General features: G+C 72.0%; 18 protein-coding genes and 2 tRNA genes. 5 read left to right on the forward strand and 15 right to left on the reverse strand.

The window, feature by feature from the left end:
- Position 1: 1 nt before the first annotated feature.
- Together H1226_RS22285 and H1226_RS22290 are read right to left on the reverse strand one after the other, a co-directional pair.
- Complete coding sequence (locus H1226_RS22285) at positions 2–208, reverse strand: DUF397 domain-containing protein (protein WP_258342363.1); 207 nt, start codon at positions 206–208, stop codon at positions 2–4.
- A 138-nt stretch (positions 209–346) separates the two neighbouring features.
- Positions 347–2,983, reverse strand: coding sequence for a valine--tRNA ligase (locus tag H1226_RS22290; RefSeq protein WP_258342364.1), 2,637 nt, complete (start codon positions 2,981–2,983; stop codon positions 347–349).
- Between the two features lie 123 nt (positions 2,984–3,106).
- On the opposite strand from H1226_RS22290, the gene H1226_RS22295 reads away from it, so the two are divergent.
- Entirely contained in the window at positions 3,107–5,443 is a 2,337-nt protein-coding gene (locus H1226_RS22295; RefSeq protein WP_224977855.1) for an FdhF/YdeP family oxidoreductase, read from the forward strand.
- Positions 5,444–5,543: 100 nt separating this feature from the next.
- Here the strand turns inward: H1226_RS22295 and H1226_RS22300 are convergent, their stop codons facing one another.
- The gene (locus tag H1226_RS22300; protein ID WP_258342365.1) at positions 5,544–6,026 is read right to left on the reverse strand and encodes a hypothetical protein; all 483 of its coding nucleotides are present in this window, start codon (positions 6,024–6,026) and stop codon (positions 5,544–5,546) included.
- A gap of 258 nt (positions 6,027–6,284) precedes the next feature.
- The gene (locus H1226_RS22305) at positions 6,285–6,584 is read right to left on the reverse strand and encodes a hypothetical protein (protein ID WP_258342366.1); all 300 of its coding nucleotides are present in this window, start codon (positions 6,582–6,584) and stop codon (positions 6,285–6,287) included.
- Between the two features lie 222 nt (positions 6,585–6,806).
- Here H1226_RS22305 and H1226_RS22310 point away from each other — a divergent pair, with 222 nt between their 5' ends.
- Both H1226_RS22310 and H1226_RS22315 read left to right on the forward strand, forming a co-directional pair.
- On the forward strand, positions 6,807–8,024 hold the full coding sequence (locus H1226_RS22310; protein ID WP_258342367.1) for a helix-turn-helix domain-containing protein: 1,218 nt from the start codon (positions 6,807–6,809) through the stop codon (positions 8,022–8,024).
- Entirely contained in the window at positions 8,021–8,518 is a 498-nt protein-coding gene (locus tag H1226_RS22315; RefSeq protein ID WP_258342368.1) for an NUDIX domain-containing protein, read from the forward strand. Before H1226_RS22310 ends, H1226_RS22315 begins: the two co-directional genes overlap by 4 nt.
- Positions 8,519–8,521: 3 nt before the next feature.
- Here H1226_RS22315 and ligD read toward each other — a convergent pair whose 3' ends face one another.
- The 3 genes from ligD to H1226_RS22330 are packed head-to-tail and all read right to left on the reverse strand — an operon-like array spanning position 8,522 to position 10,653.
- Entirely contained in the window at positions 8,522–9,412 is an 891-nt protein-coding gene (ligD, locus tag H1226_RS22320; RefSeq protein ID WP_225044130.1) for a non-homologous end-joining DNA ligase, read from the reverse strand.
- Positions 9,409–9,999 (reverse strand): DNA polymerase ligase N-terminal domain-containing protein, encoded by a 591-nt coding sequence (locus tag H1226_RS22325; protein ID WP_258342369.1) that lies wholly within the window; start codon positions 9,997–9,999, stop codon positions 9,409–9,411. Before H1226_RS22325 ends, ligD begins: the two co-directional genes overlap by 4 nt.
- A 54-nt stretch (positions 10,000–10,053) precedes the next feature.
- Positions 10,054–10,653 carry a DUF1963 domain-containing protein gene (locus H1226_RS22330; protein WP_224959638.1) on the reverse strand — a complete coding sequence of 200 codons (600 nt, stop codon included), beginning with the start codon at positions 10,651–10,653 and terminating at the stop codon, positions 10,054–10,056.
- Positions 10,654–10,862: 209 nt separating this feature from the next.
- Between H1226_RS22330 and fdhD the strand changes: the two genes are divergently transcribed.
- Positions 10,863–11,708 carry a formate dehydrogenase accessory sulfurtransferase FdhD gene (fdhD, locus tag H1226_RS22335; protein ID WP_224959636.1) on the forward strand — a complete coding sequence of 282 codons (846 nt, stop codon included), beginning with the start codon at positions 10,863–10,865 and terminating at the stop codon, positions 11,706–11,708.
- Between the two features lie 20 nt (positions 11,709–11,728).
- Here the strand turns inward: fdhD and H1226_RS22340 are convergent, their stop codons facing one another.
- From H1226_RS22340 to H1226_RS22375, 8 genes are all read right to left on the reverse strand, one after another.
- Positions 11,729–12,625 (reverse strand): alpha/beta hydrolase, encoded by an 897-nt coding sequence (locus H1226_RS22340; RefSeq protein WP_258342370.1) that lies wholly within the window; start codon positions 12,623–12,625, stop codon positions 11,729–11,731.
- Between the two features lie 118 nt (positions 12,626–12,743).
- Positions 12,744–13,442 (reverse strand): alpha/beta hydrolase, encoded by a 699-nt coding sequence (locus tag H1226_RS22345; RefSeq protein ID WP_258342371.1) that lies wholly within the window; start codon positions 13,440–13,442, stop codon positions 12,744–12,746.
- A gap of 182 nt (positions 13,443–13,624) precedes the next feature.
- Complete coding sequence (clpX, locus tag H1226_RS22350) at positions 13,625–14,905, reverse strand: ATP-dependent Clp protease ATP-binding subunit ClpX (RefSeq protein ID WP_224959630.1); 1,281 nt, start codon at positions 14,903–14,905, stop codon at positions 13,625–13,627.
- Between the two features lie 431 nt (positions 14,906–15,336).
- Positions 15,337–15,966, reverse strand: a complete 630-nt coding sequence (locus tag H1226_RS22355; RefSeq protein WP_224959627.1) for an ATP-dependent Clp protease proteolytic subunit — start codon at positions 15,964–15,966, stop codon at positions 15,337–15,339.
- Between the two features lie 37 nt (positions 15,967–16,003).
- Positions 16,004–16,576, reverse strand: coding sequence for an ATP-dependent Clp protease proteolytic subunit (locus tag H1226_RS22360; protein ID WP_224959666.1), 573 nt, complete (start codon positions 16,574–16,576; stop codon positions 16,004–16,006).
- A 286-nt stretch (positions 16,577–16,862) separates the two neighbouring features.
- Entirely contained in the window at positions 16,863–18,287 is a 1,425-nt protein-coding gene (gene tig, locus H1226_RS22365) for a trigger factor (protein WP_224959625.1), read from the reverse strand.
- A gap of 254 nt (positions 18,288–18,541) precedes the next feature.
- Positions 18,542–18,769 (reverse strand): hypothetical protein, encoded by a 228-nt coding sequence (locus H1226_RS22370; RefSeq protein WP_224959622.1) that lies wholly within the window; start codon positions 18,767–18,769, stop codon positions 18,542–18,544.
- Positions 18,770–18,921: 152 nt separating this feature from the next.
- Positions 18,922–18,995, reverse strand: a tRNA-Pro gene (locus H1226_RS22375).
- A gap of 126 nt (positions 18,996–19,121) precedes the next feature.
- Here H1226_RS22375 and H1226_RS22380 point away from each other — a divergent pair.
- A tRNA-Gly gene (locus H1226_RS22380) sits at positions 19,122–19,195 on the forward strand.
- Positions 19,196–19,433 lie beyond the last annotated feature (238 nt).

The following is a 19,433-nucleotide window of genomic DNA, read 5'->3' on the forward strand; positions in this document are numbered from 1 at the left end:
GTCACGCTGGGAGGTCGAAGCGGCCCCTCTTCGCGTCCGCCACGAAGGCGCCCCACGCCGTGCCCGAGAACCCGAACACCGCCCCCGACCGCTCCTCCGAATCCCGCACCCCGACCTCGCCGGAGCCGAACCGAACCTCCACGCAGTTGTCGCCGGCGGCCGCGCTGCGACTGCTCTTGAACCATCCGTCGTTCGCTGCACCTGTCACCGGCCCACCTCCTCCTCCGGTCGGTCGATCAACCTCGCCACCCCGGCGGCCGAGCGCTGAGCCCGGAGAGGCGAACGGCCCGCCCGACCGTCGTGGCTGGTCGAACGGGCCGTTCACCTCAGGTGCGGACGGGAGCGGTCACGCCGTCGGCAGGGCCGCCAGGCGGGATTCGATGCGGGTGATGTCGGTCTGCGCCGTCTCGCGGCGGACCTTGATCTTCTCGACGACCTCGGCGGGCGCCTTGTCGGTGAAGGAGGGGTTGCCGAGCTTCTTCTCGGTGCCCTCCAGCTCCTTGCGGGCCGCCGCCAGGTCCTTCTCCAGCCGCTTGCGCTCAGCGGCCACGTCCACGGCGCCGGAGAGGTCCAGCTCCACCTCGACGGTGCCGCCGACCAGGCCGATCTCCAGCGACGCCGAGGAGGTGAAGTCCGCGCCGGGCTCGTTCAGCTTCGCCAGCGACCGCACCGCGGGCAGGTGCTCGACCAGTCCGAGCGCGTCCAGGCCGCTCAGCCGGGCCGCGACCCGCTGACCGGGCTTCAACCCCTGGTCCGAGCGGAACCGGCGGATCTCGGTGATGAGCTTCTGGGTGGCCTCCACCCGCCGCGCCGCGTCCTCGTCGGCGGGCGTGCCCGCCGCCGTCGGCCAGTCGGCGATGACCACGGACTCGCGGCCGGTCAGGGTGGTCCACAGCGTCTCGGTGACGAACGGGATCGTCGGGTGCAGCAGCCGCAGCAGCACGTCCAGCACGTGCCCCAGCACCTCGCGGGTGCGTTCCGCGCGGTCACCGCCCGCGTCGATCTGGACCTTCGACAGCTCCAGGTACCAGTCGCAGAACTCGTCCCAGGTGAAGTGGTAGAGCGCCTCGGTGGACTTGGCGAACTGGAAGTCCTCCAGCAGTTCGTCCACATCGGACGTCAGCCGGTCGGTGCGGTCCAGGATCCAGCGGTCCGCGTCGGTCAGCTCCGCGCGGTCCGGCAGTCCGGACGGCACCCGCGCGCCGTTCATCAACGCGAACTTGGTGGCGTTGAACAGCTTCGTGCAGAAGCTGCGCGAGCCGGCGACCCACTCCTCGCTGATCGGCGCGTCCGCACCGGGGTTGGCGCCACGCGCCAAGGTGAACCGGAGGGCGTCGGTGCCGTAGTTGTCCATCCACTCCAGCGGATCGACCGTGTTGCCCGCGGACTTCGACATCTTCTTGCCGTGCGCGTCGCGGACCATGCCGTGCAGCGCGATCACGTCGAACGGCGGCACGCCGTCCATCGCGTACAGGCCGAACATCATCATCCGGGCGACCCAGAAGAAGAGGATGTCGTAGCCGGTGACCAGCACGCTGGTCGGGTAAAACTTCGCCAGGTCCGGCGTCTCGTCCGGCCAGCCCATCGTGGAGAACGGCCACAGGCCGGAGGAGAACCAGGTGTCGAGCACGTCCTCGTCCTGGTGCCAGCCCTCGCCGGACGGCGGCTCCTCGTCCGGGCCGACGCACACGACCTCGCCGTTCGGGCCGTACCAGATCGGGATCCGGTGGCCCCACCACAGCTGCCGCGAGATGGCCCAGTCGTGCAGGTTGTCGACCCAGTCGAAGTAACGCTTCGCCATCTCCGGCGGGTGCACCGCGACCCGGCCGTCGCGCACCGCGTCCCCGGCGGCCTGCGCGAGCGGGCCGACCTTGACGAACCACTGCAGCGACAACCGCGGCTCGATCGGCTCCTTCGACCGGGAGCTGTGCCCGACGCTGTGCAGGTACGGGCGCTTCTCCGCGACGATGCGTCCTTCGGCGCGCAGCGCCTCGCGGACGGCGACGCGGGCCTCGAAGCGGTCCATGCCGTCGAACTCGGTGCCGGTGCGGGCGATGCGGCCCTGCTCGTCCATGATCGTGAGCATCGGCAGGTCGTGGCGCCGGCCGATCTCGAAGTCGTTCGGGTCGTGCGCCGGGGTCACCTTCACCGCGCCGGTGCCGAACTCGGGGTCGACGTGCTCGTCGGCGACGACCGGGATGCTGCGGCCGGTCAGCGGCAGCTCCACCTCGGTGCCCACGACGTGCCGGTAGCGCTCGTCGTCCGGGTGCACCGCGATCGCGGTGTCGCCGAGCATCGTCTCCACCCGGGTGGTGGCCACCACGATCTCCGCGTCCCCGGAGCCGTAGCGCATCGAGACGAGCTCGCCCTCGACCTCGCGGTGCTCCACCTCGATGTCGGAGATCGCCGAGCGCATCGCGGGCGACCAGTTCACCAGGCGCTCCGCCCGGTAGATCAGGCCGTCGTCGAACAGCTTCTTGAAGATGGTCTGCACCGCGCGGGACAGCCCCGAGTCCATCGTGAAGCGCTCGCGGCTCCAGTCGACGCTGTCCCCGAGGCGGCGCATCTGGGACAGGATCGAGCCGCCGTGCTGCTCCTTCCACTCCCACACCCGCTCCAGGAACTTCTCCCGGCCGAGCTCGCGGTGGTCGACGCCCTCCTCGCGGAGCTGCCGCTCCACCAGGGCCTGGACGGCGATGCTGGCGTGGTCCATGCCGGGCAGCCACAACGCCTCGTAGCCCTGCATCCGGCGACGACGGGTGAGCACGTCCATCAGGGTGTGCTCGAAAGCGTGGCCGATGTGCAGGCTGCCGGTGACGTTCGGCGGCGGGATCACGATCGAGAACGGCGGCTTGTCGCTGTGCGCGTCGGCGGTGAAGTACTCGGCGGCTACCCAGCGCTGGTACAGCTCGGCCTCGACGTCGGCCGGGTTCCAGCTCGACGGAAGTTCACGGGGCTGTGCGGGTGCGCTGGTCTGTGTCACACGCCGATTCTACGAACCGCCCGCGGCGGCCTCACCGGGCCTCACCTCCCGCGTTGAGCCGGCCGTGTGAACCACATCACGCGGGCTGTGCCGAGTCGACCTCGACGGGGGACCCTGGGAAGCATGTCGCGCAAAGCCCCCGAACAGGACATCGACGAGTCGGCGCTGTCCACGCACCACCCGAAGGACCACGCAGCAGGCGTGAAGGCGGTGATGGTGTCGTTGCGCCGCGGCTGGGAGCAGATGGGCGCCGGCCGCACCATGCTCACGTTGCCGCTGCTCAACCAGCGTTCCGGGTTCGACTGCCCGGGTTGCGCGTGGCCCGACCCGCAGGAGGCGGACGGGGACAAGCGCAGCGTCGCCGAGTTCTGCGAGAACGGCGCCAAGGCCGTGGCCGAGGAGGCCACCACCCGGCGCGTCGACGCCGAGTTCTTCGCGAAGCACTCCGTCGCGGAGCTCGCGGACAAGAGCGACTACTGGCTGGGGCAGCAGGGGCGGCTCACCCAGCCGATGATCAAGCGCAGCGGTGACACGCACTACCGGCCGATCGACTGGGACGCCGCGCTCGACGTCGTCGCCGAGGGGCTGCGCGCGCTGGACTCGCCCGACGAGGCGGCGTTCTACACCTCGGGCCGCACCAGCAACGAGGCCGCGTTCCTGTACCAGCTGCTGGTGCGCAGCTTCGGCACCAACAACCTGCCGGACTGCTCGAACATGTGCCACGAGTCCTCCGGCTCGGCGCTGACCGAGACGATCGGCATCGGCAAGGGCTCGGTGTCGCTGGCCGACGTCGAGCACGCCGACCTGGTCATGGTGGTGGGGCAGAACCCGGGCACCAACCACCCGCGGATGCTCTCCACCCTGGAGAAGGTCAAGGGCCACGGCGGCAAGATCATCGCGGTGAACCCGCTGCCCGAGGCCGGGCTGATGCGGTTCAAGAACCCGCAGAACGTGCGCGGTGTCGTCGGCAAGGGCACCGCGCTGTGCGACGAGTTCGCCCAGATCCGCATCGGCGGCGACCTCGCGCTGTTCAAGGCGCTGACCGCGCTGCTGGCGAAGGCCGAGCTGGACGCGCCCGGCACCGTGCTGGACCGCGAGTTCATCGAGCAGCACACCCACGGCTTCGACGAGTTCTACGCGCAGGCCACCGACATCGACTGGGACGCGACGCTCAAGGCGACCGCGCTGTCCCGCGAGCAGATCGAGAAGATCGCGCGGATGCTCATCGAGTCCGAGCGGACCGTGATCTGCTGGGCGATGGGCCTCACCCAGCAGAAGAAGGCCGTGCCGACGATCCGCGAAGCGGTCAACCTGCTGCTGATGCGCGGCATGATCGGCAAGCCGGGCGCGGGCGTCTGCCCGGTCCGCGGCCACTCCAACGTGCAAGGCGACCGGACGATGGGCATCTGGGAGAAGATGCCGGAGAAGTTCATGGACGCCATGGAGGCCGAGTTCGGCATCCCCATGCCGCGCAAGCACGGCTACGACACCGTCGACGCGCTGCACGCGATGCAGGCCGGCGAGGTGAAGGCGTTCTTCGCCGTCGGCGGCAACTTCGTGTCCGCCACACCCGACACCGCGGGCACCGAGCGGGCGCTGCGCGGCTGCGACCTGACCGTGCAGGTGTCGACGAAGCTGAACCGCTCGCACGCGGTCGCCGGGGACACCGCGCTGATCCTGCCGACGCTGGGCCGCACCGAGAAGGACGTGCAGGAGTCCGGGCCGCAGTTCGTCACCGTCGAGGACTCGATGTCGGTGGTGCACGCCTCTCGCGGCAGGCTCTCCCCCGCCTCCGACACCCTGCTGTCCGAGGTGGCGATCGTGTCCCGGCTGGGCCGCAAGCTGCTCGGCGACGGGCACCCGGTGCAGTGGGAGGAGTTCGAGAAGGACTACGACGCGGTGCGCAGGCACATCGCCGCCGTCGTGCCCGGCTGCGCCGACTACAACGAGAAGGTGCGCCGCCCGGACGGCTTCGTGCTGCCGCACCCGCCGCGGGACAGCCGCACCTTCACCACCACCACCGGCAAGGCCAACTTCACGGTGAACGAGGCGGAGCCGCTGGAGGTGCCGGAAGGCCGGCTGCTGCTGCAGACGCTGCGCAGCCACGACCAGTACAACACCACCATCTACGGGCTCTCGGACCGCTACCGCGGCATCGAGGACGCGCGCCGGGTGGTCATGGTCAACGAGAAGGACATCGCCGCGCTCGGCTTCGCCGAAGGCGACCTGGTGGACATGGTCTCCGAATGGCCGGGCAAGCCCGGGCCCGACGGCGAGTCCACTGTGGAGGAACGGCGGGCGGAGGCGTTCCGCATCGTCGCCTACCCGACCGCGCGGGACTGCGCCGCCGCCTACTACCCGGAGGCGAACCCGCTGGTGCCGCTCGGTGCGGTGGCGGAGAAGTCGAACACGCCGGTCTCGAAGGCCGTGCTGATCCGCCTGGAGCGCTCCGCGGGCTGATCCCCCGCACCCGAGGACCGGGCCGCCACGCACCGCGCGGGCGGCCCGGTTCCGCGTTCACGGCCCGTCCGCGGCCGCGCGTCGGGGCGGGGCCGGTCCGTCAGGCGGCGAGGCGTTCCGGCAGTCCCCTGGCCAGCTTGTCCGCCGCGACGCGCGGACCGAAGCGCTCCACCACCGCGCGGCGGCACGGGCACCGCTCGACCTCGGCCGCGGACGCGCAGCAGAACACGCCCAGCACGCGAACCGCGAACGCCACCTCCGCCGGATCACCGACCCGCCGGGACACGGCGACCGCCACCGCCGCCGCGACCCGCCGCACCGCGTCGTCCCGCTCCGCGCCGCCGAGCACCAGGTCGTGCAGCCGCGCCGCCGAGAGCCGGTCGGCCCGCTCGACCCGGGCGGCGACGTCGGCGAGCACGCGACAGGCGCGGTTCGCGCGCTGCGCCAGGAACTCCTCCCACGTCGCACCGTCCACGACCGCCAGGCAGCGCTGCTGGACGGTGCGCGGCCACGGGTCGGCGACGAGCACGGCGACCGCCTCGCGCTCCCGGCGCCGCCGGTCCCGGACGTCGTCCGCGTGCACCCGGAACGCCCCCGGCGTCCGCAGAACCGGTGCTCCTTGCAGTACCGCGACGGGTAGCTCGACCTCACCTTGTTCCGGCAGGGCCGCCCGGACAGCGTCCGCGCGCTGCCGCACAGGTGGGAGCGCCCTCGTTTGATCCCCATCCCCCCGGGATCGGCAGGCCCCGCGAGCCCGCGTACCGCCCATCCAGCGGTCCCGCTCGGCCGAACGTGGGCATCGCGCGGGCGGGACCGGCACGGGCGGGGCGCGCGTCGGAGGTCACCGCCCGTGCCGGTCGGGCCCGGCCTGCGTGCCGCGCGGGGACACCGGGCCGCACCACGCCCACCGGGCCGGGAACCGGCGCTCGGCCGGTTCGCCGGGAGCGACGGGATCGCGGCGGCCGGGGCGCCGGTCGGCTTCCCGGCACCGCGGGCACGGGAGCGCCGGCGGCCGGGACAGCTCCGCCACCAGCACCAGGAGGCCGCAGCGGGCGCGGTACCGCCCCTGCCGACCGGCGAGCCCCTCGGCCATCTCCGCTTCGCCCACGAGGTGGTCGCGACCGTCGTGCGCGCTGGTCATGCGGATCAACCGATCCCCTCGTCGCCCCATGCAGCCAGCATCGGCGCCCGCACCGCGGCGCACCAGGGAACGCGCCGGGGCAACTCGGGGAACGTCGGCGAATGCGCGGCCACCTCGGCTTTCGGCGCAGCGGTACCGACCGATCGGGGCAACTTGGGGCAAGGTCGGCGACGCTGCGAAGCGAGGTGGATACACTCCGTACTCGTTGGGAGGCTGATCATCATGACCGGCGATTCCTCCGCCCGGCCCCGACCGGAGCGCAACGAGCGGCTGCGCCGCGCCCGGGAGGCCCTGCCCTCGCGGCTGGCGCCCGGCGAGCCGCTGTCCCGCGCCGAACTCGCCGAGGCGGTCAACGACTACCTGCTGGAGACCACCGGCAAGCGCTGGGCGCTCGACGCGCACCACATCGCCAAGTGGGAGCGCGGCGCGGTCCGCTGGCCCACCGCCGCCTACCGGGCCGCGCTGCGCGCCGTGCTGGGCGCCGTCGACGACGCGGCGCTCGGCTTCCGGCCCCGCGGCTCGACCGGGGCGGCGCGGAGCAGAGTGCCCGCATCCACAGTGGACTCGATCCGGGTGGTGTCCGCGTCCTTCCAGTCCGCCGACCGCAGGGTGGGCGGAGGCACGCTCTACGAGACGGTCCGGCACTACTTCACCACCGCGGTGCTGCCCCTGGTCCGGGAGGAACCGCGGCAGGCGGAGGTGCTGTCCGCGGCGGCCTCCGTCGTCGAGCTCGCCGGGTGGATGGCGCACGACAGCGGCGGCGACGTTCCCGCGCGCGAGCACTTCCACACCGCCTACCGGCTCGCGGCGGCCGCCGACGACCACGCGCTGCAAGCCGAGGTGTGCGCCTCGCTGTCCCACCTGTCCACCGAGCTCGGCCAGCCGCGGTCCGCAGCGGACTACGCGCTGAACGGGCTCACCCACACCATCTGCACCGGAGGCACGGCCCGCCTCGTCGCCCGGCTGCACGCGCTGCACGCGCGGGCGCTCGCCGCGCAGGGCGACCGGTACGGCACCGAACGGCACCTGGCGCTGGCCGGGGAAGAACTCGCCGTCCGCGACGAGGCCTGCGGCTGGATCGCCCCGTTCGACCGGGCCTCGCTGGCCAGCGAGACCACCGAGTGCTGGCGCAGCCTCGGCGACCTGCGCCGCGGCGAACGGCACGCCCGCGAAGCGGTCGGGTTGCGGCCCCCGGAACGCGTGCGCAGCAAGGCGTTGAGCCTGACGTCCCTCGCGCAGGTGCTCTTCGACGCCGGGCGCTACGACGAGGCGGCCGCGGCGGGCAGCACCGTGCTCGCCGAAGCCCCCGCCCTGTCCTCGGCCCGCGTGCACGAGCGGCTCACCGGCCTGGCGAACGCGCTGCTGCCGCACCACCGCGACCCGGCCGTGGCCGACTTCCTCGCCGCCCGCGCCACCCACCCGCTGCGCGACTCCGCTTGAACGGGACCCGGACCGCGCGGCCGGAGGGGACGCACGCGCACCTCGCCGAGGGCAACGCGCGGCAACCCCGCAAGCGGGTCACCGCCGACGTGCTGCTGCGCGACCGGCAGGACCGGGTGCTGCTGGTCGACCCCAGCTACAAGGAGCACTGGGACCTGCCCGGCGGGATGGCCGAGGCCAACGAACCACCCCGGCTCGCCGCCGCCCGCGAAGTCCGCGAAGAGCTCGGCGTCCGCGCGCCCGTCGGGCGGCCGCTGCTGGTCGACTGGGTGCGCCCGCGCGGACCGTGGGACGACCACCTGCTGTTCGTCTTCGACGGCGGCAGGTTGCCCTGCGAGCACATCGCCGCGCTGCGGATCACCGACCCGGAGATCACCCGCTTCCGGTTCGCCACGACCGCCCAGGCCCGCGCGCTGCTGCGCCCCGACATGTACCGCAGGCTCCGCCGCGCCCAGCACGCGCTGCGCACCGGCACCACCTCCTACGCGGAATGACGTTCAGGAGCGCGGGAAGTCGGCGGCGGTGTCCGGGAGGTCGGACCACGGGTCGGCCTTGCGGGCCAGGCGGCGCGGCAGGTTCCGGAGACCGTAGGACCGCGGGGTCGCCTTCGACAGTTCGGCGAAGTCCAGCGGCGTCGCCGCCGGGGCGCCGTCGCGGGCCCGCAGCGAGCAGGGCGCGATCATCGTCTGTCCGTAGGCGTTGCGCCCCACGTCCAAGAAGATCCGGTCGCCGCGCTCGTCCTTGCGCTGCTCGGTGGTGAGCCGGTCCGGGGCGGCGCGCACCGCGTCCTGCGCCATGTCCCGCACCGCCGCGCGCACCTCGTCGAAGCCGCGGCGGCCCGCCAGCGGAGCCACCACGTGGAAGCCCTTGCCGCCGGTGGTCTGCAGGTGCGGGGCGAGGCCCGCATCGGCGAACCGGTCCCGGAACTCGCGCACCACCGCCCGCAGCTCCGCGATCCCGGTCCCCGGCGGCGGGTCGAGGTCCACCACCGCCAGCACCGGCCGGTCCGGCTCCGCCGCCGCGGCCAGGCCCACGTGGAACTCCAGGCACGCCTGGGTCGCCAGGTAGACCAGCGTCGCCACGTCGTCGCACACCACGTGGTGCACCGGCCCGCCCGCGCCGCGCTGCGGCACCGGCACCACCCGCACCCAGTCCGGGAAGTGGCCGGACGCCTCCTTCTGGAAGAAGCCCGCCGCACCCACCCCGTCCGGGAAGCGGCGCATCGTCAGCGGTTTCCCGCGCAGGTGCGGCACCATCCGGTCGCCGACCGCGCGGAAGTACTCGGCGACGTCCCGCTTCCGGTAGCCGTCCGCCGGGTACAGCACCTTGTCCGGGTGGGTCAGCTCGACGCGCTCGGCACCGGCGGACAGCACCTCCGCCCCGCTCATCGGCCGTTCTCCCGCTCGGCGGCGAGGTCGGCGTTGGTGCGGCCGGAGAGCACCGACTCGGGCTGGGTGCGCGCCGGGGTGCGGCGCCGGTCGGCGCCCTCGTCGTCGACCTTCACCAGCAGCCACTCCTCCCGGCCGCGCATCGGGGTGCGGGTGAGGGCGAACGCGCCGGTCAGCTTGCTGCCCTCCAGCAGCACCTTCACGTGGCCGCGTTCGAGCGCGTCGGCCATCTCCACCGGTTTCCCGCGGTGCTCGGTGAGGTTCCGGTACGACCCGGTGTCCCACACGACGACGGTGCCCGCCCCGTAGCCCTCCGGGATGGTGCCCTCGAAGGACGCGTAGTCCAGCGGGTGGTCCTCGGTGGGCGTGGCCAGCCGCTTCTGCCGCGGGTCGGTGGACGGCCCCTTCGGCACCGCCCACGACTTGAGCACGTCCCCGACCTCCAGCCGGAAGTCGAAGTGCACCGTGGAGGCGTCGTGGCGCTGCACCACGAACCGCGGCAGCTCCCCCGGCGCGCCACCGCCCGGTTCGCCGGACCGCGCCAGGTCCCGCTTGCTCCGGTATTCGCCGAGCCCGTCCCGTGCCATGCCGCAGCCCTACCCGGCGCGGGCGCGCGGCACACCCGCGTCAGCCGCCGCTGCTCAGCTGCACTGCCAGAGGAAGCGCCCCTGCCCGCTGGCCTCGTCGAGGAACGCGTACCCGACCCCCGCGTCGCCGAAGTCCACCTCGAACGGGAAATCGACCGAGCTGTCGAACTGCCCCACGAACCGGAACGGCTCCCCCGGCGACTCGTCGCCCTGCAACCACTGCGGCGCCCCGCCGAGCCTCGTCGCGAAGTCGTCCACGTCCACCTCGCCGTCGAACGGCGCCAGCTCCACCCGGTGGTCCGGCCCGAACGTCGGCCCCTTGGCGATCGTCGCCACCTGGTAGAAGTCGGCCGGCTCCCCGGGCTGGGCGAAGAACGCGTTCTCCCCCGAGTCGGGCGCGAACGTGTCCACCACCTCGTCGGCCTCCTCCGGGTAGTCCTCGGTGAGGAACAGGTAGGCGAGCCGCACCTGCTCCCCGGGCAGCCGGATCTGCCCGAGGAACCGCATCGGCCTGCCCAGCGCCTCCGACATCGGCCACGCTGGCGTCGAGAGCCACACCGGCTGGCCACCGAACTTCGTGACCGGTTCGGTGATGGGCTCCTCCGATTCGACGAAGCGGAGGCTCTGGCGGGGCTGGGCGGCGAGGTCGGGCATCGGAATCCTTGCTGTAGCGGGGTTCCCCGGGGCGTGTCGGGCGTCCGGCGAGACCCTAGCGATCTCACCCGGCGGAACCATCCTCCTCCGGGTGGGCGGTGCCGATGTCACACCCGAACGGAGCAGCCCACGACGGCCCCACCGGCGGGCCGAGCACGCGGCGCATACTGGTCCCGGCATCCGAGCAGAGCCGACCCAGGAGGCTGACGATGGGACGAGTCACCGTGCGGCGCCCCGTGCTGCGAGTGACCGAGAGCGGTTCCCGAACCCGGCCGGACACCCTCGCCGCCGAAGAACCGCTGGAGATCCGGGTCAACGGCCGCGCCCTGTCGGTGACCATGCGGACCCCCGGCCACGACGTGGAGCTCGCCCACGGCTTCCTGCTCACCGAACGCGTCATCGCGGACAAGGACGACCTGCACAGCGCCCGCTACTGCGACAGCCCCGGGCCGGACGGACGCAACACCTACAACGTGCTGGACATCCTGCTCGCGCCGGGCGTCACGCCACCCGACACGTCCGTGGAGCGCAACTTCTACACCACCTCCTCCTGCGGGGTGTGCGGGAAGGCCGCGCTCGACTCGGTGCGGCTGAGCACCCGGCACTCCCCTGAGCACGACCCGCTGGAGATCACCCCGGAGACGCTCGCCGCGCTGCCCGACCGGCTGCGGGCCGCGCAGAAGGTCTTCGACTCGACCGGCGGGCTGCACGGGGCCGCGCTGTTCGACGGCGACGGGAACCTGCTGGTGTGCCGGGAGGACGTCGGGCGGCACAACGCGGTCGACAAGGTCCTCGGCTGGGCGGTGCTGGAACGCCGGGTGCCGCTGCGCGGGTGCGTGCTCATGGTGTCCGGCCGGGCCTCGTTCGAACTGGTGCAGAAGGCGGCGATGGCCGGGGTGCCGCTGCTGTCCGCGGTGTCGGCGCCGTCCTCGCTGGCGGTGGAGCTGGCCGCCGAGCAGGGCATGACGCTGGTCGGCTTCCTCCGGGGCAGCTCGATGAACGTCTACACCGGCACGCACCGCATCCTCGAACCCGACGCCGCACCGGTGCCCTGACCGGTGCCGGGCCGCCGGACTCAGCCGTGGTCGGACTTGTCCGGGGCGTAGCCCCCCACGAAATCGACGACCTCCGGGAGCGCGAGCCGGTAGTACCGGCTGTTGTGACCGCCCGGGGTGCTCACCGACGCCACCTCCGGGCGGGCCTTGCGGACGAACTTGCGGGTGCCGGTGATGAACCGGTCCCGGGTGCCGCACCACACGCCCAGCGGCACGTCGCCGAGCTCGGGGATGTGCCGCATCGGGTCGATGGCCCGCCAGTCGGCCTCGTCGGCGAACGCGCGGCGCCGCGCCATCTCCGGCCAGTTCGTGATCAGGGCCGGGGAGACGACGGCGGTCGCCTCCACCGGGATCTCCAGCTCGTTGCGGCGCCGCGTGTAGAGCAGCGCGCCGAACCCGCCCATCGAGATCCCGGAGACCGCGAACGGCTGGCCGTCGTCACCACCGATGCCGCGCTCCGCGAGCCAGCGCGGCACCTCGTCCAGCAACATCCACATCGGGTCGTCGCCGAACCGCTGGTGCCAGTAGCTGTTGCCGCCGCCGTCGACGGCGAGGAACGCGAACGGCGGCACCTTGCCGGTGGCGACCGCGGTGGTCAACCAGCTCGGCAGGCCCCCCGCGGACCTGCGGGCATCGCCGAACCGGCCGTGCAGCATCAGGCACACCGGGATCCGATCGCGGGACACCCCGCTCGGGTACATGGTGACGATCTCGACCTCGCGGTTGCGGGCCTGCGAGTGCACCCGTTCCACCGAGACGTTGCTCTGCTTGGCCAGCGGGAGCGGTTCGGCGGGGACCAGCGCGCCACCGGAGTCGCTGCTCAGCCCCAAGCCGAGCGCGCCCGCTCCGACCAGGCCGGAAGTGAGCAGGGTGCGCCGGTTCGGCATCGGGACGTTCCGCGGCTTCCCGCGCTGCATGGCACCTCCGGGCCTCGTTCCCTCCGAGCCGTCCATCGTGCCAACGGCCGTCTGCGCTACCGGACGGGCCCCGCCACCACCGAGAGCTCACCCACGTCGCACCGGTCGTGACCTCCGGTCAGCGGACCGCTTCCGGCACCGCGGACCAGCCGGCGACGTGCGGCGCGGTGTCGAAGCGGTCGGCCACCGGCACCGAGCCGTACAACGCCCAGCGCAGCAGCGCGGGCCACGGGCCGTAGCCCGCGGCCAGGTCCAGCGCGCGACCGTCGGCGAGCACGTCCAGCTCCACCCGCAGCCGGTGCGCGAGCGCGTGCGCCGCGCACACCGACAGCTCCGGGTCGTCGGTGCCCACCACCATCCGCGTCGGGCCGCCCGCCGCGCGCAGCGCCGGCGCGTCGGGTTCTGCCGCGCGCAGCGCCGGCGCATCCGGCTCCGCCGCGCGTGCTCCCGGCCCGTCGGGCTCCGCCGCCCCCAGCCCCCGTTCCACCGCGCGCGGACCCGGTCGGTCCGGGGACACGTCCGGCTCGGCCGGGGCGACCAGCAGCACCCGGTCCGCCCGGCGCGTCTCCGGCCCACCCGGCGCGGCCGCGTGCCGCAACCAGGTGCGGGCCCCGCCGCGGTGCGCCACCACGGCCAGCTCCGCCTCGGGCGGTACGCGCGCCAGCTCGGCCCGCAGCGCCGCCGTCGACTCCACCGGGCCCGGGCACCGGGTGACGACGGCGCCCGCTTCCCGCGAGCGTGCCGCCAGCCACTGCTGCCAGTGCCAGGGCCCGGAGCCGGACCCGTCCGGCACCAGCAGCACGTGCAGCTCGCTCATCGGGCCCTCCCCCAGCCGGACGACGCAACCTCCGCTCCGCATGATCATGCATCGCGCGGGACGCCGCTGGGCGATCCGGGGAACAGGTGCGGGAAACCACCCGCGCGGGCGCACGACGCACACCGCCGCCGCCCCGGAACGGGACGGCGGCGGTGGGTGGTGCCGCGTGCGGTGCTCGGGTCTCAGGCGGACTTCTCGCGGCGCTCCCGCCGCGTCGCCTGCCTGGCCACGATCGTGGGGTTGACGTTCTCCCGGACGGTCTGCTCGGTGATGACGACCTTCGCCACGTCGGTGCGGCTCGGGATGTCGTACATCACCGGCAGCAGCACCTCTTCCAAGATGGCGCGCAGGCCACGAGCCCCCGTGCCGCGCAGGATCGCCTGGTCGGCGACCGCCTCCAGCGCGGTTCGGGTGAACTCCAGCTCCACGTTGTCCATCTCGAACAACCGCTTGTACTGCTTGATCAGGGCGTTGCGCGGCTCGGTGAGGATCTGCACCAGCGAGGGCTTGTCCAGGTTCGTCACACTGGCCACCGTGGGCAGCCGGCCGATGAACTCGGGGATCAACCCGAACTTGATCAGGTCCTCGGGGAGCACCTCGGCGAACCGGTCCGCGGAGTTCGCCTCCTCCTTCGAGCGCAGCTGGGCGCCGAAACCGACGCTGGCCTTGCCCACCCGGTCCTCGACGATCTTCTCCAGCCCGGCGAAGGCACCGGCCACGATGAACAGCACGTTCGTCGTGTCGATCTGGATGAACTCCTGGTGCGGGTGCTTGCGGCCGCCCTGCGGGGGCACGCTCGCCGTGGTGCCCTCCAGGATCTTCAGCAGCGCCTGCTGCACGCCCTCGCCCGAGACGTCCCTGGTGATCGACGGGTTCTCGCTCTTGCGGGCGATCTTGTCGACCTCGTCGATGTAGATGATGCCCGTCTCGGCCCGCTTCACGTCGTAGTCGGCGGCCTGGATGAGCTTGAGCAGGATGTTCTCGACGTCCTCGCCGACGTAGCCCGCCTCGGTGAGCGCGGTGGCGTCGGCGATCGCGAACGGCACGTTGAGCATCTTCGCCAACGTCTGCGCCAGGTAGGTCTTCCCGCAGCCCGTGGGACCGAGCATCAGGATGTTCGACTTCGCGAGCTCGACGTTCTCCTCGCGGCTGTCCCGGGCGCGCTCACCCATCTGGATGCGCTTGTAGTGGTTGTAGACCGCGACCGACAGGTTGCGCTTCGCCGGGTCCTGCCCGATGACGTACTGGTCGAGGAACTCGTGGATCTCGGTCGGCTTGGGCAGCTCGTCGAGCTTGACCTCACCGGCCTCCGCCAGTTCCTCCTCGATGATCTCGTTGCAGAGATCGATGCACTCATCGCAGATGTACACGCCGGGGCCGGCGATGAGTTTTTTCACCTGCTTCTGGCTCTTCCCGCAGAAGGAGCACTTCAGCAGGTCGCCGCCGTCACCGATACGTGCCATGACCGCTGACCCCGTCCCCTCCGGCACGCCGTCCGGTGACGTGCCTGACCGTATGTGCTCGTTCCGACGGTACCTGCCGCTCCCCCGGTTCGGGGAGACTCGCAGACTCCGCTGCTCGCCAGTCTCCGGCATGCACCGGGTGCGACGGCCGGTGGCCGCGCTCCCGGCGTGTCGCGGACGCCGGTGCGCCGAGCGCACCACAGCATCCCACTTCCCGGAACGCTCCCGCGACCGGCTTTCCGCACCGCACCGCGCTGATCAGCGGAGCGGCCCCGCCGGAGATCAACATCTTCTCAGCGGCGGCACTCCGTGCCGCGACCGCCCCGGGTGCGCGGCGACCCCCTCACCTCGGACCGGCCGGCCGAACCGCCGGGCCGGGCGCGAGGAGGCCGCCGGAGCACCACCTCCGGTCGCCACGCGGGCCGACCGGATCAGGACTGCGCGGACAGCTTGCGGTAGGGCAGGACCTCGTCGACGATCCCGTACTCCCGCGCCTGCTCCGCCGTCAGGATCTTGTCCCGCTCCACGTCCCGGCGGACCTGGTCCTTGTCGTTGCCGGTGTGCGTGGCCAGCGTCGTCTCCATCAGGTCGCGCATCCGCTGCACCTCGTTGGCCTGGATCTCCAAGTCGGAGACCTGGCCGTAGATGCCCTCGGTGGACGGCTGGTGGATCAGGATGCGGGAGTTCGGCAGCGCGAGCCGCTTGCCCTTCGTGCCCGCGGCCAGGATGACCGCCGCCGCCGACGCCGCCTGGCCCAGGCAGATCGTGCGCACGTCCGGGCGGACGTACTGGATGGTGTCGTAGATGGCCATCAGGGCCGTGAACGAACCACCCGGCGAGTTGATGTAGATCTGGATCTCGCGGTCCGGGTCGTCGGACTCCAGGAACAGCAGCTGCGCCATCACGTCGTTCGCCGAGGCGTCGTCCACCTGGACGCCGAGGAAGACGATGCGCTCCTCGAACAGCTTGTTGTACGGGTTGGACTCCTTCACCCCGTACGCGGTGCGCTCGACGAAGGAGGGCAGCACGTACCGGGACTGCGGAAGCTGGAATGAGCTCACGACAGGTGACTCCTCGTTAGTGGTTCCGGGCGCGCGGTCAGCTGGGCAGGTTCGCCGCGGAGGCGATGTGGTCCACGAAGCCGTAGTCGCGGGCCTCCTCCGCCGTGAACCAGCGGTCGCGGTCGGAATCGGCCGTGATCTTCTCCACCGTCTGCCCGGTCTGAGCGGCGATCAGCTCCGCCATCTCCCGCTTGTGCTTGGTGAACACCTCGGCCTGGATCGCGATGTCCGAGGCCGTACCGCCGAGACCCGCCGACGGCTGGTGCATCATGATCCGCGCGTGCGGCAGCGTGAACCGCTTGCCGCGAGCACCGGCGGACAGCAGGAACTGGCCCATCGACGCCGCGAAGCCCATCGCGACGGTCGCCACGTCCGGCTTGATCAGCTGCATCGTGTCGTAGATCGCCATGCCCGCGGTCACCGAACCGCCCGGCGAGTTGATGTAGAGCGAGATGTCCCGCTCCGGGTCCTCGGCCGCGAGCAGGAGCAGCTGCGAGCAGATCTGGTTGGCCATGGTGTCCTCGACCTGGGAGCCCAGGACGATGATCCGCTCCCGCAGCAAGCGCTCGTAAACCGAGTCGTTGAGCGAGAGCCCGTTCGTCGACCGCATGTGCGGCGTCGAGTCCGACGCCGGAACAGTCAGGTGCTGCGTCACGTCTCCCCTGCCTTCTTCCACGATGAGGGCTTCCACAATGGACCGGTCACACCGGCCGTCGGCCGCCGACCCGCTGGGAACGCCTTGCTTTTCCGTATCCGGTGATCCGCTTGCAACCGACCCTAACGAACGTGGGCGGCACCAGCTTCCCGGTACCGCCCACGTTCGCTCAGAGCTTGTGCATTGCTCCCGCCGTTCGCAGAATCCTTCCGCTCACGGCGAAATCACCGCGAAAGAACCGTCACTCGGACTTCGTCGCGGCGGACTCGTCCTTCGCATCGGACTTCGCGTCCTCGGCCTGCTCGACCTCGCCCTGCACGACCTCCGGCTGCTCACCGGCGTCGTCCTGCGAACCGAACAGCTCGTCCAGGTCCAGCTCCGCGCCGGACGCGTCCACCACGGTGGCCTGGCGCACGACGGAGAACAGCGCCTTGCTGCGCCGCACGTCCGCGTAGATCGCCCCGAGCTGGCCGGACTGCTGCGCCTGCTGGACGTACTGGTCCGGGCTCACGCCGAAGCGCTGCGCCTGGTAGATGATCCGCTCGGTCAGCTCGTTGTCCGAGACGGAGACGTTCTCGGCGTCCGCGATCGTGTCCAGCACCAGCTGGGTGCGGACCGCCTTCTCCGCCTCCTCGCGGGTCTCCGCGTCGAACTGCTCGCGGGTCTGGTCCTGCTGCTCCAGCCACTCCGCGAACTTCGCCTCGTCGTGGTCGAACGGGTGGATCGCGTCGTGCTCGCGAACCTCCACCTCGGACTTCACCACGTTCTCCGGCAGCGGGACCTCGACGGTCTCCAGCAGCGCCTCCAGGACCTTGTCCCGGGCCTGCATGCCCTGCTGCATCCGCTTGACGCGGCCCAACCGCTCCCGCAGGTCGGCGAGCAGCTCCTCGGCCGTGTCGAACTCGCTGGCCATCTGGGCGAACTCGTCGTCCGCCTCCGGCAGGTGCCGCTCCTTCACCGACGCCAAGGTCACCGTGACCTCGGCCTCGCGGCCCGCGTACTCGCCGGCCACCAGATCGGTGTTGAAGGTGTTCGTGTCACCCGCCGACGCGCCGATCAGCGCGTCGTCGATGCCCTCGATGAGCTGGCCGGAGCCGATCTCGTACGACAGGCCGCTGGTGCGCGCCTCCTCGACGTCCTCGCCGTCGACCGTGGCCGACAGGTCGATGCTGACGAAGTCGCCCTGCTGCGCCGGACGGTCCACGCCGGTCAACGTGCCGAAGCGGGCGCGCAGCTCGTCCAGCTGCTCCTGCACCTCGTCCTCGGTCGTCTCGACGTCGTCCACCGACACCGACAGCTCGCCGAACGCCGGAACGGTGATCTCCGGACGCACATCGACCTCGGCGGTGAACTCGATCTGGTCCCCGTCCTCGATCTTGGTGACCTCGATCTCCGGACGCCCGAGGGTGCGCACCTCGGTGCCGTTGATGGCCTCCATGTACTTGGCCGGAACCGCCTCGTTGACGACCTCGTCGAGCACAGGACCCCGGCCGATGCGGCTCTCCAGCACCCGGGCGGGAACCTTGCCCGGCCGGAAGCCCGGGATGCGGACCTGGTTGGCCAGTGCCTTGTACGCGCGGTCGAAGTTCGGCTTGAGCTCGTCGAACGGCACCTCGACGTTGATCCGTACGCGCGTCGGGCTCAGGTGCTCGACGGTGCTCTTCACGTGGTCTCCTAGTGCGAACGTGCTTCGGACCCCGGCGGTGCCGGCGGGAGCGCCACCCCACGTCGGGGGCGCTCCGGCGACGCCGGGCTGACCTCCGAGTCTATTGCCCAGGCGAGACCGGAGCCCCCGGGGGTTGCCTCAGGGCGCCACCCGCTACCCACCGGCCGCGAGCGCGCGGGCCCGCGCGAACCGGGCCCCGCGGCCGATTCCACGCCAGGAGCGCGAATTCCCGCCGCGGCACGCCGGGCGAGCCGTCACCTCGGCGCCGAGAACACCGCGTCACCGGCCACCTCACCGGCACCGCCCACCGAACCCAGCGGCGTCGGGATCACCGCCGTCCCGATCCCCACCGTCGGCGGCGCGACGTGCCCGCCGGGAACGTCCACGAACAACGACACCCCGACCAGCAGCAGCACCGCGAGCGCCAGCAGCACCCCCACCACCAAGGCGGGGAGCCGGACCCGGCGCGCGGCCCTCGACACAGCAACGTGAACGTGCACGACCGCGAAATCGGGCGGCGGCTGCTCACCGTTACCGGAAGTCGAACGAATCACCCGGGAAGATCACGTTCCGTGAGACCACCCGGACGTGAAGAAGGAGGCGCGGCCGCACGACCACGCCTCCCGGAGGACCGTCGGGGTGGCGGGATTTGAACCCACGACCCCTCGCACCCAAAGCGAGTGCGCTACCAAACTGCGCCACACCCCGTCCTACCTGCACCGCACCCCCACTGCCCGGGTGCGTTGCGGAGAGCCTATCGCGACGCGTTAAGCTGGGGCACGCAAGGTCGGGAAGACCTCGGCGGAACACCGCCGGGACACGTCGACCGAGCACGCGGGCGTAGCTCAATGGTAGAGCCCCAGTCTTCCAAACTGGCTACGCGGGTTCGATTCCCGTCGCCCGCTCCAGGTCGTGGGAGAGGTGTGCCGAGATCTTTGATCTTGGCCCCTCTCCCTTTCGCATTTCCGTACGGGGGCCGAGCCCCCGTAGGCCCCCACGGTGCGGTGGGCACCTGTGGAGGGCGCGGCGGATCTCGCACCGAGACGGGCTGAGGGAACGACGGGAAACTTCGCGGGGGTCCGGACAGGATCCCGGGCCCGGCCTGGGCCGTCCTTTGATCTTGGCCCCTCTCCCTTTCGCATTTCC

The sequence above is a fragment of the Saccharopolyspora gregorii genome (assembly GCF_024734405.1).
GTDB lineage: Bacteria > Actinomycetota > Actinomycetes > Mycobacteriales > Pseudonocardiaceae > Saccharopolyspora_C > Saccharopolyspora_C gregorii.

What these genes read in the sequence shown, in the direction of transcription:
- H1226_RS22295 (WP_224977855.1), top strand. Translation starts at nt 3,107, where the DNA reads ATGTCGCGCAAAGCCCCCGAACAGGACATCGACGAGTCGGCGCTGTCC.
- H1226_RS22310 (WP_258342367.1), top strand. Translation starts at nt 6,807, where the DNA reads ATGACCGGCGATTCCTCCGCCCGGCCCCGACCGGAGCGCAACGAGCGG.
- H1226_RS22345 (WP_258342371.1), bottom strand. Translation starts at nt 13,442, where the DNA reads ATGAGCGAGCTGCACGTGCTGCTGGTGCCGGACGGGTCCGGCTCCGGG.
- H1226_RS22330 (WP_224959638.1), bottom strand. Translation starts at nt 10,653, where the DNA reads ATGCCCGACCTCGCCGCCCAGCCCCGCCAGAGCCTCCGCTTCGTCGAA.
- clpX (WP_224959630.1), bottom strand. Translation starts at nt 14,905, where the DNA reads ATGGCACGTATCGGTGACGGCGGCGACCTGCTGAAGTGCTCCTTCTGC.
- H1226_RS22340 (WP_258342370.1), bottom strand. Translation starts at nt 12,625, where the DNA reads ATGCAGCGCGGGAAGCCGCGGAACGTCCCGATGCCGAACCGGCGCACC.
- fdhD (WP_224959636.1), top strand. Translation starts at nt 10,863, where the DNA reads ATGGGACGAGTCACCGTGCGGCGCCCCGTGCTGCGAGTGACCGAGAGC.
- H1226_RS22305 (WP_258342366.1), bottom strand. Translation starts at nt 6,584, where the DNA reads ATGACCAGCGCGCACGACGGTCGCGACCACCTCGTGGGCGAAGCGGAG.
- H1226_RS22360 (WP_224959666.1), bottom strand. Translation starts at nt 16,576, where the DNA reads ATGCGGTCGACGAACGGGCTCTCGCTCAACGACTCGGTTTACGAGCGC.
- ligD (WP_225044130.1), bottom strand. Translation starts at nt 9,412, where the DNA reads ATGAGCGGGGCGGAGGTGCTGTCCGCCGGTGCCGAGCGCGTCGAGCTG.
- H1226_RS22325 (WP_258342369.1), bottom strand. Translation starts at nt 9,999, where the DNA reads ATGGCACGGGACGGGCTCGGCGAATACCGGAGCAAGCGGGACCTGGCG.